This window comes from Pseudohoeflea suaedae (assembly GCF_004354915.1).
Taxonomy (GTDB): Bacteria; Pseudomonadota; Alphaproteobacteria; order Rhizobiales; family Rhizobiaceae; genus Pseudohoeflea; species Pseudohoeflea suaedae.
Map to the genome: position 1 here is coordinate 1,606,168 of NZ_SMSI01000001.1, position 13,859 is coordinate 1,620,026.

Genomic DNA, 13,859 nt, shown 5'->3' on the forward strand with positions numbered 1-13,859 from the left:
CCTTGGCAAAGCTGCCTGAACAGAAAATATGGAAGCCGATAAAGATACGTCTGAGATCCCACTTCTCAGGCTATTCGAGGCGATGAAACGCGACGGTCGCGACAAAGCTTGACGGTTTCGCGCCGCGTGGCGAGGCGTCAGGCGTCGGCAGGCAGGAACGGCAGGCCCAGTTCCGACGTCAGCGCCCGGATCGCGCGGTCATTGTCGTTGTCATGCGGGACGCCGCGATTGGTCAGGGCAAGTCCGGACAGGTCGCAGCCAGGCCACTCGACGATACGCGTCTTCGGGCCGATATGCCGAACCGTCGTGCCGTGACGCCGTGCCATCCAGTAAAACCAGAGATCGTCGGCGGTCGGGCACAGACGCATGAACCGTTCCTCGTCGAAAACCATGGGGTCGAGCGCGTTCGGAGGGTACAGCACACCGCTCACGCCGGTTGCGAAAATGTCCGGCCCTTCGGCCGCCTCGCCGATGTTTTTATCCCACGCTTCGTAGGAGAGCAGGCGGCCGTCCTCGCCGTGGAGAACGCGGTGCGATCTGTGTGAGATGATCCGGCCCGGATGCTGCCTGGCGCAATCGACCAGCGACCGAAGCCAGTCCTTCTGATAATAGACATCATCGTCGCAGGTGGCGACGAAGGCCTCCGGATGCTCGCGCAACACGGGAACCAGTTTGGTGTAGGACTTGATATTGTTCCTGTAGGTCCGGATGACGAGACCATCCTTCTGCATCCCCAGGATCTCATTCGGAAGCTTCGACTCGTCGCCTTCGGTGAGCGTCAGTATGATCCGGTCGGCTTTGACCGTCTGTCTGATGACGGCCCGAAGCGTCAGGTGAAGCGTCGCATAACGTTCCGGATAGCTGGTCAGCGAAACGATCAGCGGCGCGGAAAGCCCGTGCGGGTGGCTGGCCGGATCGCGCCGCAGCACCTCATGCGCCATTCGCGCGCTTCGGACGCGGCGCTTGAGGTCGGTAAACCATTTCGGATCAGTCATGGCTGTCGTTCTCCGGCATCTGCCAGGCCCGTCGCAACCACTCAACGTCGCCGATCCGTCGATACCATCGCCCCCCGTTTCCGCTGAACACATCTTCCATCTTGGGTTGGCCGGCAAAGCAGACGATGCGTGCGCCTTCGGGCAGGGCAGGGTCCTTGAAAAAGCTCAACAGATGCCGGGGGACGCATTGGTTCTTGAAGCTCACGCACCATCCTTTCGGCCAGTAGTGCAGATCGTCGCTTCGGGCGAGCTGGGCCGATTGGAATCGTTGCGAGATTCCATAATCCCTGACCGCTCCGTCGGGATCGGCGAGGTAGGCGTCTAGAATATGGCTGTGCGCGCCGATTTCGTAGCGGAAGACCGAGCTGTTGCCGACCGAGTTCAAAAGCGCGCGGCGCGCCGGGTTGACCCACCTCAGGGGCTTTGCCCGAAACAGTTCGGCATCGCGCAGGATCCGGAATTTGCCCGGAAAAGTGAAAAAGGGCTCGAGATCTCCCACGATCACCTGATCGAGGTCGAGATAGAGCGCGGTGCCCGAAAGTCCGGCGAGATCCTTTTTGAACAAGGCCATCTTCTGCCAGCGTGTGTCGTCCATGCCCTCGGCCAGCTCGATCTCGGGCAGGGGAAGCGCTTCTACCTCTTGGTCAAGACCGCGCGTGTCGTCGGTGAAGCAGATAAATCGGTGCGGGCGCGACAGGTGACGCTTGACGCCGCGCCTCAGCCTGTTGACGAAGTGGGGGCCGTAGAAATCGCCCCACTTCATCGTCAGGATGAGCACCGGAGCTCTCGGGTCGTCCACTGCCGTGCCCGTTGAGGTCAAGCCTTGTCTCCCTGTTGGCGATCAAGCCAGAGATTGCGTCCGTCGAAATGAAGGCGCCCGGACAGTTCGGGTTCTGCCTCCAGAGCCAGCGGATCGGCGAAAAGGTGGTCCTTCTGCGCGTTTCGCAGGTAGCGCACCATTTTTTCCCGCCTCTCCGACCAGAGGGCGCGCTCGCGGCGTTCCTTGGGCGTTCTGATGCCCTTTTCCGACAGGATGCGCCTGAAGCTTCTGCGCAGCGCTCTTATCCGCTTGTAATGCCCCGGAATGGCGACGTCCCTGGGATCGACGCCGGCTTCATCGAGAATGCGGAAAAATGCCTCTTCGTGGGCGATCCGCCTGTTCGAGGCGCCGGGATGATCGGGCAGAAACCATGGCTTGATGGGCGTGCAGAAATGCAGGAACACCGGATCGACCCAATCGTCGACCCCCAGCTCGAAGAAGGGGGGCTGGTAGTTCCAGCGCGGGCTGAGCTCGGTCCAGCGGCCATCCAGCGCGTGATTGAGGAAGTCCTGTGACTTGATGCCGTGAACGTCACGGTTCTTGTAATAATTGGCCAGGCGCTGCCCGAGCAGCCCGATGTCCCAGCGGGCGGGTTCGATCAGCATCATGCCGGAATTGAAATACCGGCCGCTTTCAACCCCTATGCGATCCAGCCACTCCTCGCGGGAAAGCCCGGTTCCGCGCGGCGACTTGTCGATCGTGGCGGTATCGCTGACCGCGCCGAAGCCGTAGGGCAGGTCGATGTCCCAGATCGAATGGTCGACCTTTTCGCACAGCATGTCGACGTCGAGGTAGAGAATGCGGTCATAATCGCGGAGCAGGGACGGCGCGTAATTGCGCAGAAACACCACCCTCGGCCACTTTTCCGATACCGGAATATCGTCCGGGAGATCGAACTTGATCCTGTTGCGATGAATATGGATGTTGGCAGCACCGGGAACGTCAACGGTTTCCGCTCCGCGGCCTTCGACGAATACGTGAACGTCGCAGCCCCACTGCTTCGACAGCCTTGAGCCGAGCGCGCCGGTGATCTTCACGAAACGAAGATCGGTGATCATGTAGATAGCGTTTTTCAAAGCGGCAGCTGCTTCAAGTTCGCGAGCCTGGGCACACCAGTGATCGCTGGATGTGGCACCGTCGCTCGTCGTTAATTCTAATGGCTGTGTATGGGCGGCGTTATAGAAGCAATCTCCCGCCAGTCAAACGGAAACAATTTGATATTCCGAATTTCTGGATAAGCGGATATCCCTGTGTTCACAGAGGCTGTCGCAGGGTCGATCGTCCGGCCGGAACGGACGCGGAAATCACTGGCGGACAGATGCATGCAGGTGCCGGCCAGCAGCATGATCAGGCAGGCGAAGGATATGACGGTTTTCATCGGGGCGTCTCGAAATTCCGCGGCGCGGCCCTTGCCGCATGGCCAACCCGGATGCCTGTTCTCGCGGCGCGGGTCTGTGCGCCTTCACACACAGGGCAATGCTGGCATGCCCATTCGAATTACGTCATAATCGGCTAATATTCGCCGTGCCGGAGATATCAATCCGGCTTTGCAGCGGGGCTTTCACAGGTCGCGCAAGACAGTCATTTCAGAAGAGGATCGCCCATGAGTGCGACTGCCCGCATCATTTCGTTTCGCAAGCTCCTCGTTCGCCTGCGAGACGAACTCAGTCTGGATATGGGCTTTCGCCTCTGGGACGGTTCGCTGGTGCCCGAGGACTGGCCGGAGGACGCCTTCACCATCCGCATAGCCGACGAGGGCGTGGTTGCAGCCCTGTTGCGCAGCCCGAAGCCCGAAACGCTTGCCAATATCTGGGTGACCAGGCGAATCGATTTCGAAAACGGAACCCTGTTCGACCTGCTTGAACGGCGCCCTCAGATGCGCAGCCGCGAAATGCGCAAGCGTGTCGGCAAGCGGCAATTGTTCACGACCCTGTCACGGTTTCTCCTCGTTTCGCGCGGCGGCCCCTGGCCGCTCGACGACGTCGCGCCCAACCGTCCGACCGACGGGAGCGAGGCCGAAAACAAGCGCAATATCGCCTTCCACTACGATGTCTCCAACGCCTTCTACGAGCTCTTTCTCGACCGTGAGATGGTCTATACATGCGGCTATGCGCGGACGTGGGAAAGCGATCTCGACCGCATGCAGCGCGACAAGCTGGAGATGATCTGCCGCAAGCTGCGACTGAAACCCGGTGAGAGGCTTCTCGATATCGGCAGCGGCTGGGGCGGGCTTTGCCTCTATGCGGCCGAGCACTACGGCGTGACCACGGTCGGCGTGACGCTGTCGGAAAACCAGATTGCCTATGCCCGCGAGAAAGCCGAGAAAATGGGGCTTTCGGATCGCTGCACTTTCGAGCTCAAGGATTATTCGACCGTCGAAGGAGAGTTCGACAAGGTCGTGTCGGTGGGCTTCTTCGAGCATGTCGGCTTCGACAATTTCCCCACCTATTACAAGACGGTGAAACGTGTGCTCAAGCCGTCCGGGATCTTTCTGCATCACGCCATCACGCGTCCGGCCAAGCGCGATCCGCGTGACAACAGGGTGCAGAGCCGCGACCAGCAGCTGCTTACCCGCTACATCTTTCCCGGCGGCGCGCTCGACAATATCGGCGGCACGGTGCAGCAGATGGAGCAGTTCGGGTTCGAGGTGCACGACGTCGAGAACTGGCGCGAGCATTACGGGCGCACCTGCCGGCTGTGGCACGACCGGCTGAATGCAAATTACGACAAGGCCGTGAAGGAGGGCGGGGAGATCACCACCCGCCTCTGGCTTGTCTATCTGGCGGCGTGCTCGATCGCATTCGAGCGCAGCAGCGCGCGGATTTACCAGACGGTGGCCACGCCGCGAAGGCAAGGGCCCTCTGTCATGCCGCAGACGCGCGACGATCTCTACCGAGAAGTCTGATCGGGCGCCGGAGCCGGCGGGTACCTGAGTATCAGGCGCCCGTCGGCAGTTCGATCAGCGTCACGGCGCCGTCGACATAGCGCAGGGCCACTTCGCCGCGCAGCAGCTTGAGCGCCAGATCGCCGAAAATCTCCTTGCGCCATCCGGAAAAGGCGGCGACGTCGGCATCCTCGCCTTCCGCGGCAATCCGTTCGAGATCGTCCGAATTGGCGATGACCTTGGCGGCGACGTTCTGCTTCTCGACGACCATCTTCAGGAGCACGCGCAAAAGCTCGCTTGCGGCTTGCGCGCCTTCCGGAGGCTGACGGCGGCGCGGAACTTTCGGCATGTCTTCCTTCGGCGTTTCGAGCGCGGTCTTGACCACTTCCACGATGTCGCGGCCCTGGCTCGATCGTTCCCAGCCCTTCGGGATCGTGCGAAGACGGCCGAGCGCCTCGGTGCTGGTCGGCTGCTGCTGGGCCAGCTCATAAAGCGCATCGTCCTTGAGAATGCGCCCGCGCGGCATGTCACGGGTCTGCGCCTCGCGTTCGCGCCATGCGGCAAGATGCTGGAGCACGCACAGTTCCTGCGGCTTCTTGACCCGCATCTTCAGACGCTTCCAGGCGTCTTCCGGATCGGTTTCGTAGGTGCCTCGCGATTCCAGGATGGCCATCTCGTCGGTCAGCCATTCGGTGCGGTCTTCGCGTTCGAGCTCGGCCTTGAGCTCCTTGTAGACCTCGCGGAGATGGGTCACGTCGGCAAGCGCGTAGGCGAGCTGCTTGTCGGAGAGCGGACGGCGCGACCAGTCGGTGAAGCGCGACGACTTGTCGATCTGTTCGCCGGCGATGCGCTGGACGAGCTGATCGTAGGAGACCGACTCGCCGAAGCCGCACACCATGGCTGCGACCTGGGTGTCGAAGATCGGGTGCGGAACCAGATTGCCCAGGTGAACGATGATCTCGATATCCTGGCGCGCGGCGTGAAACACCTTGATGAGGTCGGGATTGCCCATCAGGTCGAAGAAGGGAGCGAGATCGATATTGCCGGCCAGCGGATCGATGATGAGCGCCTCGTCTTCGCTGGCGACCTGGATCAGGCACAGTTTCGGCCAGAAGGTCGTTTCGCGGAGAAACTCCGTATCCACGGTTATGAACGGGTGTCGGGCGAGTCTGGTGCAGGCGGCAGCAAGCGCCTCGGTCGAAGTAATCATGTCCATGGTGCATCCGATTAGCGCGTTTGATCGGCTTTGTCTCTATCCCCGTTTGTTAAGATGTGAATAGCTGGCATGCGCTTCCCGTCTGCCCGGCATATGGAAACAAGCGGCGCGCGCGGTTGCGTCCGCCCCCTTTCACCTTGACAAATGGGGCGCGTCATGCGCTTTTCCGCGCGATTTTTCCCGGTTTGCGCGCGCGCCGAAGCGCCGATCGCCAGCCGGCCGAAACCCGAGAGCTACAAGCCCCACGAGGATGAACATGCACCGTTACCGTTCCCACACCTGCGCGGCTCTGAGAAAGAGCGACGCCGGGTCCACCGTCCGCCTGTCTGGCTGGGTGCACCGGGTACGAGATCATGGCGGACTTCTGTTTATCGACCTGCGCGATCATTACGGCGTCACCCAGGTGGTTGCCGATCCCGATTCTCCGGCCTTCAATACGGCAGAGGCGGTTCGCGGCGAGTGGGTCATCCGCGTCGATGGTCTGGTCAAGGAAAGGACCGAGGATACCGTCAACGCCAATCTGCCGACCGGCTCGATCGAAGTCTTCGCCCAGGATATCGAAGTCCTGAGCAAGGCCAAGGAACTGCCGCTGCCGGTCTTTGGCGAGCCCGATTATCCCGAAGACGTCCGCCTCAAATACCGCTTCCTCGATCTGCGTCGCGATACGCTGCATTCCAACATCGTCAAGCGCACCAGAATTATCTCCGACATGCGCAAGCGCATGGAAGGCGCCGGCTTTACCGAGTTCTCCACGCCCATCCTGACGGCTTCGTCTCCGGAGGGCGCGCGCGACTTCCTCGTGCCGAGCCGTATTCACCAGGGCAAGTTCTATGCGCTGCCGCAGGCGCCGCAGCAGTACAAGCAGCTTCTGATGGCCTCGGGCTTCGACCGCTATTTCCAGATTGCACCTTGCTTCCGCGACGAAGACCCGCGCGCCGACCGCCTGCCGGGCGAATTCTACCAGCTCGACCTCGAGATGAGCTTTGTCGAGCAGGAAGACATCCTGTCGACCATGGAGCCGGTCATCCGCGACGTCTTCAGGGAATTCGCCGATGGGAAGCCGGTCACCGAGACCTTCCCGCGCATCGCCTATGACGAGGCGATCCGCAAATACGGCTCCGACAAGCCCGACCTGCGCAACCCGATCGTCATGGAAGCCGTCACCGGCCATTTCGCCGGTTCTGGCTTCAAGGTCTTTGCCAACATGATCGCCAATGACGAGAAGGTCGAAGTCTGGGGTATTCCGGCCAAGACCGGTGGGTCTCGCGCATTCTGCGACCGGATGAATTCCTGGGCGCAGGGCCAGGGCCAGCCCGGCCTCGGTTACATCTTCTGGCGCAAGGAAGGCGAGAGCCTCGAGGGCGCCGGTCCGCTTGCCAAGAACATCGGCCCCGAGCGCACCGAAGCCATCCGCGAGCAGCTTGGTCTGGGTGAGGGCGATGCCTGCTTCTTCGTCGCCGGTCTGCCCGAGAAGTTCCACAAATTCGCCGGTGACGCCCGCACCCGGGTAGGCGAAGAGCTCGACCTCGTCGATCGCGATCGGTTCGAACTGTGCTGGATCGTCGATTTCCCGTTCTTCGAATACAACGAGGACGAAAAGAAGATCGACTTCGCGCACAACCCGTTCTCGATGCCCCAGGGCGGGATGGATGCGCTTGAAAACCAGGATCCGCTGTCGATCAAGGCTTACCAGTACGACATGGTCTGCAACGGTTTCGAGATCGCCTCGGGCGGTATCCGCAACCACATGCCCGAACTCATGGTCAAGGCCTTCGGTGCCGTGGGTCTGGGGGCGGACGTGGTGGAAGAGCGCTTCGGCGGGCTCTATCGCGCCTTCCAGTACGGCGCGCCGCCCCACGGTGGCATGGCGGCCGGCGTCGATCGCATCGTCATGCTTCTCGTCGGTGCCAAGAACCTGCGCGAAGTCACGCTGTTCCCGATGAACCAGCAGGCCGCCGACCTCCTGATGAGCGCGCCGAGCACGGCTTCGCCCGCGCAGCTTCGCGATCTCGGCATCCGGGTCATTCCGCCCAAGGAATGAAGTCCGGGCAACGAAACGTCGGCGCGTCCGGACAACTGGCTTAGCTCATTGCCCGGACGCGCCGGTCAGTTCGACCGACGCGCCGATACCGCCAACTCGAAGCCGGGGCGGGTCTTGCAGTAGGGCTGCGACATCCGCGCGGCCCTCCTTCCGGTCGACGACCCGGTGGCGCCCGACATTGGGCAGAACCCGGTCCCATCTGCTCACATTGCGATAAGTCACTTGCTCTTGTCAGGGCAGGACGATGCCTGTAGTTGTTTCTGCAACCCTGTATTTTATCTCTTGAGCTCTTCAATTTTTACGGGCTCGCGTCCTGCCGATCCATTTCGGCCACGCGGCGAATGCCAGGTTTCCCGATGTTTTGACGCAAGTGCACGCTTGAGGACCTCGTCTGCACAAATGGTCAAGAAATATGCGCAGAGAGAGAAATGAAGCGCGTTGAATATTTTCCGACTTAGTATCAGATTTTACGCATGGAACGTGACAGCGTCATCAAACCGTCGTATAAATCTACCAATCTGGATATATGAGAATGGACAAGACCATTACAGCATTCGCGGCACTCAGCCAAAAGACCCGAGTCGATGTTTTGCGCCTCCTCGTTCAGCGTGGAGAGCGTGGAATGCTCGCTGGTGAGGTGAGTGATCATCTCAACGTGAAGCAGAACACGATGTCGACCAATCTCGGCATTCTCAGCCGGGCCGGTCTTATCCGCAGCGAGCGGAGCGGCAGAGAGATCAGATATTTTGCGGATTATTCCGGCATTCGCCACGTGGTTGGCTTCCTGATGGAAGATTGCTGCGGCGGTAGCCCGGAACTGTGCGAGCCGGTGTTCGACGAGGTCATCCGCGAACCCGTCCTCGATCAGGCCCTCCACGAAGCCTGCTGAACAGAATGAGCCGGGGGTAGGGATATTCAGTGATCGAATCCGGTACCCCCGGACATGCCACCTCCGGCGAGGTGGCCGGTATGAGGACTTCACCAGATCTGCCCCGCAGACTTGCGGCGGAATTCATGGGAACGGCCCTCCTGCTGGCCACCGTCGTCGGGTCGGGGATCATGGCCGAACGGCTGGCTGACGGAAACGTCGCCATCGCACTTCTGGGCAATACCATCCCCACCGGCGCCATTCTGGTCGTTCTCATAACGATGTTTGGCCCCATCTCAGGCGCCCACTTCAATCCTGCCGTAAGCCTCGTCTTTCGCCTGCGCAAGGAACTGTCAAATCGCGAGGCCGGCCTTTACGTCCTGGCTCAGGTCGCCGGTGGCCTCATTGGCGTCTGGGTGGCTCACCTGATGTTTGGCGAGGCGCTCTTGCAGTTCTCGCTCAAGGTGCGCAGCGGCGGGGCGCAATGGTTCGCCGAGGGGGTTGCGACCTTCGGGCTGGTCGCCGTCATCCTGATCACCCTGAAGGTGCGTGAAGCCGCCGTGCCGATGGCCGTCGGGCTCTACATCACCGCGGCCTACTGGTTTACCGCCTCGACCTCCTTCGCCAACCCGGCGGTCACCATCGCGCGCGGCTTTTCCGATACATTTGCCGGCATCCGCCCCGCAGACGTTCTTCCCTTCATCATCGCCCAGTGCCTGGCAGCGGCACTTGCCTGGGTCTATTGCAACTGGCAACTCCGGCAGGAGACGTTTTCCGAATGATCGTCGTCATCCATCACAATCCCCAGTGCGGCACCTCGCGCAATACGCTTGAAATGATCCGCTCGACCGGTATCGAGCCGGTCGTCATCGAATATCTCAAGACGGGGTGGACCCGTGCGCAGTTGCAGACGCTGTTTGCCGGCGCGGGGCTGACGCCGCGCGACGCGCTGAGAACGAGCAAGACGCCGGCCGAGGAACTGGGACTTACGAACCCGGACGTGACCGATGACGAACTTCTGGACGCGATGGTCGAGCATCCGGTTCTGGTCAACCGTCCGATCGTGGTCAGTCCCAAGGGAATCCGGCTCTGCCGCCCGTCGGAAAAGGTTTACGAGATACTCGATCCCACCGGTCCCGGCACCTTCACCAAGGAAGATGGCGAAACGGTCGTCACCGGCGCGAAGGGATCGTGAACTCCGGCGTTGAAGCGTTCGCCACGATAAGTTTTCGCTGAAATGAAGAAGCCCCGCAAGACGGGGCTTCCTGCTGTCGGAGGGGGTGCGAACGTCAGTCGTTCGCCGTCACCTTCACGTCGAGGAGATCGACGAGCTGGCTCGGATCGGTTGCGCCGATACCCATGATCTGGGCGAAGGGCACGGCCTGCGAGGGGCTTGCGGTGATGGTCAGCGACCCGGGGTCGTCCAGATAGACATTGGCCGCGGCTGTGATCTGCTGCTGCAGGGCAGGGATCTGAAGCTGGCCGAGCATCAGCGGCAGCATGCCCTTGAGGGCTTGCGCCATCTGGTCGCCGGAAATGCCCTGCTGCTTGCCGGTGTAATCGAGCAGGCGGCTGGTGAGCGATGCATCCTCGAAGGAGATTTCTGCGCCCGTGAAGGTCAGTTGCTGCATCAGGCCGAGCATCATCAGGCCCTGCGCCTGCTGAGCGGCCTTGTCGTCGGGATTTTCCGCGGCTTTCGCGCCCGCCGTCTGCATCGCCTTCATCAGTTCCATCGTGTAGCCGGAAATGTCGAAGGAGATGTTCAGGCGGCCGACATCGTCGGCGATGAGGGAGTAGTCCTCGACATTGACCCTGCCGGTGTCGAGCTCGTAGGTCATGGTCATCTCGGCGGACCCGGTCAGCTTGTCATAACCGAGATCGGACAGCGTCTTCTTTGCCTTGGCCTCCTCGATTCCGTCGGTGTTGATCGTGATGCCGCCGGCCGACGCCGACATCTCGAACCCGTCATCATCGGCAAGGCGGGTCAGTCTGCCGTCTGCGGAAGCCAGTGAGAAGACGTCCTTGCCGTCCACGCTCACGGCAATCGCGCCGGTGGAGAAGCTGTCGTAGAAGAGGATCTGGTCGATCGTGTCGGTGCCTGGCGTGCCGGGAATGACAAGGCCGGCCACCTCGATGTCCTTCATTGTGACACGGGTATTTTCGGCGGCATAATCGATGTCGTCGAGCCTTGCCCTGTCGACGGTGTAGCCGCCATCGTCACTTTCCTCGACACCTTCGAAAACCAGATCGCCGGCATTCATCTCAGGCGCACCCGGGCTGTTGAGCTTCGCGTTCCTCAGCGTGACGGTGGAGCCGCTGACGTCGGCACTGTCATAGGACAGGTTCGCTCCCTTCATCGAATAGGAGTCGTTGAGCTTGGTCGCAAACGCATCGCCGTCGAGCGCCAGCGCCGGAATCGCCGTGCCGGCAAGCAGCGCTGCCGCAATCGGCAGATGTGCGCGGCGGAAGAATGCAAGGAACAAATTCATCTAAAAACCTCCAAACGAATGGCGCGACGCGCCGGCAGTCTCACGTACCCGGGTGAGCACGGATTGATCGGATAGCGGACGCCTGCGGCAACCAGTACCGTAACGCATTTCGGCGTGGCGATGCAGCGTCCGTGTCGGGCAGGACGCTATTTCCATATGCTGGCTGAAACATGACGGTCTGTGAGAAGACGCACATCTTGACATTGCCTGTGGTCTAAGCCCGTCGCGGCCTTGCCCCGAATCACCCGGTCCAGTAGGAAAATCCCTATGGGACAAAGCATTTTGCCGCCTGGTGGCGGTGGTGACGATATCGAACCGGTCGACCTGAAGAAGGCGCTCGAAGAGCGCTACCTTGCCTACGCCTTGTCGACCATCATGCACCGGGCATTGCCGGATGTGCGGGACGGGTTGAAGCCCGTTCACCGCCGCATCGTCTATGCCATGCGCGAGATGGGGCTGCGGCCCAATTCCTCGCACAAGAAGTCCGCCAAGATCGTCGGTGAGGTGATGGGTAACTTCCACCCCCACGGCGACCAGGCGATCTATGATGCGCTGGTGCGTCTGGCGCAGGATTTCGCCGTCCGCTATCCGCTCGTGGACGGGCAGGGCAATTTCGGCAATATCGACGGCGATAACGCCGCCGCCATGCGTTACACCGAATCCAAGATGACCGCGGTAGCGGAACTCCTGCTCGAAGGCATCGACGAGGATTCGGTCGATTTCCGGACCACCTATGACGAGGAAGGCCGCGAGCCGACCGTGCTTCCGGGCGCCTTCCCGAACCTGCTCGCCAACGGGGCGACCGGCATCGCCGTGGGCATGGCGACCTCGATCCCGCCGCACAATGCCGCCGAACTTTGCGAGGCAGCGCTCCATCTGATCCGCAAGCCCGGCGCCAGTGTCGAGGATCTGATGGAATATGTCGAAGGTCCGGACTTCCCGACCGGCGGCATCGTGGTCGACGACAAGGCGACCATGCTGGAGGCCTACAAGACCGGCCGCGGCGGTTTCCGTGTCCGCGCCCGCTGGGAGACCGAGGATCTCGGTCGCGGCGGCTATCAGATCATCGTCACCGAGATTCCCTATCAGGTGCAGAAGTCGCGGCTGATCGAGAAAGTCGCCGAGCTCCTGATCGCCCGCAGGCTGCCGTTGCTCGACGACATCCGCGACGAGAGCGCCGAGGACATCCGCCTCGTGCTGGTGCCCAAGAACCGCACCGTCGATCCGACGCTGCTGATGGAAAGCCTGTTCAAGCTCACCGATCTGGAAAGCCGCGTCCCGCTCAACCTCAACGTCCTGTCGATGGGCCGTGTGCCCCGCGTCATGGCGCTCAACGAGGTGCTCAGCGAGTGGCTCGCCCACCGTCGCGAGGTTCTCGAACGCCGGTCGCGCCACCGTCTGGCTGCCATCGAGCGCCGGCTGGAGCTGCTCTCGGGCTTCCTGATCGCCTATCTCAATCTGGATGAGGTGATCCGCATCATCCGCGAGGAGGACGAGCCCAAGCAGGAACTCATGAAGGCTTTCGAGCTTTCGGATATCCAGGCCGAAGCCATCCTCAACATGCGCCTGCGGTCCTTGCGCAAGCTCGAGGAACTCGAGATCAGGAAGGAGTTCGACAGTCTCTCCAGTGAAAAGGCGGAGATTGAGGAACTGCTCGCTTCGGAAAGCAAGCAGTGGGCGGCCGTCGCCTGGGAAATCGGCGACGTGCGCAAGAACTTCTCCAAGGAGACGGATCTCGGCCGCCGCCGCACCACCTTCGCGGATGCGCCGGTGGCTGATCTCGAGGCGATCCACCAGGCGATGATCGAGAAGGAACCGATCACCATCGTCATCTCCGACAAGGCGTGGATCCGCGGCATGAAGGGCCACATCTCGGACTATTCGAGCCTGACCTTCAAGGATGGCGACAAGCTCAAGATCGCTTTCCCCGGGCACACCACCGACAAGCTCGTCATCGTGACGACTGGCGGCAAGGCCTACACGATCGGCGCCGACAAGCTGCCGGGCGGGCGGGGGCACGGCGAGCCCTTGCGCCTGATGGTGGACATGGACAACGACCAGGCGGTGTTGACGGCGTTCAACCACGAACCCGACCGCAAGCTGCTGATCGCCTCCAATATCGGCAACGGCTTTGTCGTTTCCGAAAGCGACATGGTGGCCAATACCCGAAAGGGCAAGCAGATCATGAATGTCAGCTTGCCCGCCGAAACCAAGATCTGCGTGCCCGTGAGCGGCGATCATGTCGCCGTCATCGGCCAGAACCGCAAGATGCTGATCTTCCCGCTGACCCAGTTGCCCGAGATGTCGCGTGGCAAGGGCGTCCGGCTGCAGCGCTACAAGGATGGCGGCATCTCCGACATCCGCTGTTTCACCCTCGCGGAGGGATTGAGCTGGGAAGACAGCGCAGGCCGTGTTCACACCCGCAGCGCCGAAGAGCTGCGCGAATGGATGGGCGACCGCGCCCAGGCCGGCCGCACGGTGCCGAAGGGGTTCCCGCGTTCGGGCAAGTTCAGCTAGGTCTGTCCGTCCCGTCACTGCGAAAGACA

The 13,859-nt window shown here is 61.5% G+C and carries 12 protein-coding genes; 6 read left to right on the top strand and 6 right to left on the bottom strand.

Annotated features, from left to right (window positions below):
- Positions 1-137: 137 nt before the first annotated feature.
- From E2A64_RS07535 to E2A64_RS07550, 4 genes are all read right to left on the bottom strand, one after another.
- A complete protein-coding gene (locus tag E2A64_RS07535; protein WP_133283768.1) occupies positions 138-995 on the bottom strand; it encodes a glycosyltransferase family A protein in 858 nt (285 codons plus the stop codon).
- Complete coding sequence (locus tag E2A64_RS07540; protein WP_244598175.1) at positions 988-1,815, bottom strand: hypothetical protein; 828 nt, start codon at positions 1,813-1,815, stop codon at positions 988-990. Before E2A64_RS07540 ends, E2A64_RS07535 begins: the two co-directional genes overlap by 8 nt.
- The gene (locus E2A64_RS07545) at positions 1,812-2,891 is read right to left on the bottom strand and encodes a glycosyltransferase family 8 protein (protein WP_133283769.1); all 1,080 of its coding nucleotides are present in this window, start codon (positions 2,889-2,891) and stop codon (positions 1,812-1,814) included. The genes E2A64_RS07540 and E2A64_RS07545 overlap by 4 nt, the downstream gene beginning before the upstream one ends.
- Positions 2,892-2,968: 77 nt before the next feature.
- Positions 2,969-3,193 (bottom strand): hypothetical protein, encoded by a 225-nt coding sequence (locus E2A64_RS07550; RefSeq protein WP_133283770.1) that lies wholly within the window; start codon positions 3,191-3,193, stop codon positions 2,969-2,971.
- Positions 3,194-3,418: 225 nt separating this feature from the next.
- Between E2A64_RS07550 and E2A64_RS07555 the strand changes: the two genes are divergently transcribed.
- Positions 3,419-4,720, top strand: coding sequence for an SAM-dependent methyltransferase (locus tag E2A64_RS07555; RefSeq protein ID WP_133283771.1), 1,302 nt, complete (start codon positions 3,419-3,421; stop codon positions 4,718-4,720).
- Between the two features lie 31 nt (positions 4,721-4,751).
- Here the strand turns inward: E2A64_RS07555 and rnd are convergent, their stop codons facing one another.
- Positions 4,752-5,909: a ribonuclease D gene (gene rnd / locus E2A64_RS07560; protein WP_133284304.1), complete on the bottom strand. Its 1,158-nt coding sequence runs from the start codon at positions 5,907-5,909 to the stop codon at positions 4,752-4,754.
- 262 nt (positions 5,910-6,171) lie between these two features.
- Here rnd and aspS point away from each other — a divergent pair, with 262 nt between their 5' ends.
- The 4 genes from aspS to arsC all read left to right on the top strand — a co-directional run bounded on the left by aspS (position 6,172) and on the right by arsC (position 10,019).
- Positions 6,172-7,956: an aspartate--tRNA ligase gene (aspS, locus tag E2A64_RS07565; RefSeq protein WP_133283772.1), complete on the top strand. Its 1,785-nt coding sequence runs from the start codon at positions 6,172-6,174 to the stop codon at positions 7,954-7,956.
- 532 nt (positions 7,957-8,488) lie between these two features.
- Positions 8,489-8,845, top strand: a complete 357-nt coding sequence (locus E2A64_RS07570) for an ArsR/SmtB family transcription factor (RefSeq protein ID WP_133283773.1) — start codon at positions 8,489-8,491, stop codon at positions 8,843-8,845.
- Positions 8,846-8,925: 80 nt separating this feature from the next.
- Entirely contained in the window at positions 8,926-9,606 is a 681-nt protein-coding gene (locus E2A64_RS07575) for an aquaporin (protein WP_133283774.1), read from the top strand.
- Positions 9,603-10,019 (top strand): arsenate reductase (glutaredoxin), encoded by a 417-nt coding sequence (gene arsC, locus E2A64_RS07580; RefSeq protein ID WP_133283775.1) that lies wholly within the window; start codon positions 9,603-9,605, stop codon positions 10,017-10,019. Before E2A64_RS07575 ends, arsC begins: the two co-directional genes overlap by 4 nt.
- A gap of 94 nt (positions 10,020-10,113) precedes the next feature.
- Here the strand turns inward: arsC and E2A64_RS07585 are convergent, their stop codons facing one another.
- Positions 10,114-11,313 carry a hypothetical protein gene (locus E2A64_RS07585; RefSeq protein WP_133283776.1) on the bottom strand — a complete coding sequence of 400 codons (1,200 nt, stop codon included), beginning with the start codon at positions 11,311-11,313 and terminating at the stop codon, positions 10,114-10,116.
- A 267-nt stretch (positions 11,314-11,580) separates the two neighbouring features.
- Between E2A64_RS07585 and parC the strand changes: the two genes are divergently transcribed.
- On the top strand, positions 11,581-13,830 hold the full coding sequence (gene parC / locus E2A64_RS07590; RefSeq protein WP_133283777.1) for a DNA topoisomerase IV subunit A: 2,250 nt from the start codon (positions 11,581-11,583) through the stop codon (positions 13,828-13,830).
- Positions 13,831-13,859: the final 29 nt, after the last annotated feature.

Excerpts from the sequence above, each read along its gene's own strand:
- E2A64_RS07585 (WP_133283776.1), bottom strand. The coding sequence starts at position 11,313 with ATGAATTTGTTCCTTGCATTCTTCCGCCGCGCACATCTGCCGATTGCG.
- E2A64_RS07570 (WP_133283773.1), top strand. The coding sequence starts at position 8,489 with ATGGACAAGACCATTACAGCATTCGCGGCACTCAGCCAAAAGACCCGA.
- E2A64_RS07555 (WP_133283771.1), top strand. The coding sequence starts at position 3,419 with ATGAGTGCGACTGCCCGCATCATTTCGTTTCGCAAGCTCCTCGTTCGC.
- E2A64_RS07535 (WP_133283768.1), bottom strand. The coding sequence starts at position 995 with ATGACTGATCCGAAATGGTTTACCGACCTCAAGCGCCGCGTCCGAAGC.
- E2A64_RS07575 (WP_133283774.1), top strand. The coding sequence starts at position 8,926 with ATGAGGACTTCACCAGATCTGCCCCGCAGACTTGCGGCGGAATTCATG.
- aspS (WP_133283772.1), top strand. The coding sequence starts at position 6,172 with ATGCACCGTTACCGTTCCCACACCTGCGCGGCTCTGAGAAAGAGCGAC.
- E2A64_RS07550 (WP_133283770.1), bottom strand. The coding sequence starts at position 3,193 with ATGAAAACCGTCATATCCTTCGCCTGCCTGATCATGCTGCTGGCCGGC.
- parC (WP_133283777.1), top strand. The coding sequence starts at position 11,581 with ATGGGACAAAGCATTTTGCCGCCTGGTGGCGGTGGTGACGATATCGAA.
- arsC (WP_133283775.1), top strand. The coding sequence starts at position 9,603 with ATGATCGTCGTCATCCATCACAATCCCCAGTGCGGCACCTCGCGCAAT.
- rnd (WP_133284304.1), bottom strand. The coding sequence starts at position 5,909 with ATGATTACTTCGACCGAGGCGCTTGCTGCCGCCTGCACCAGACTCGCC.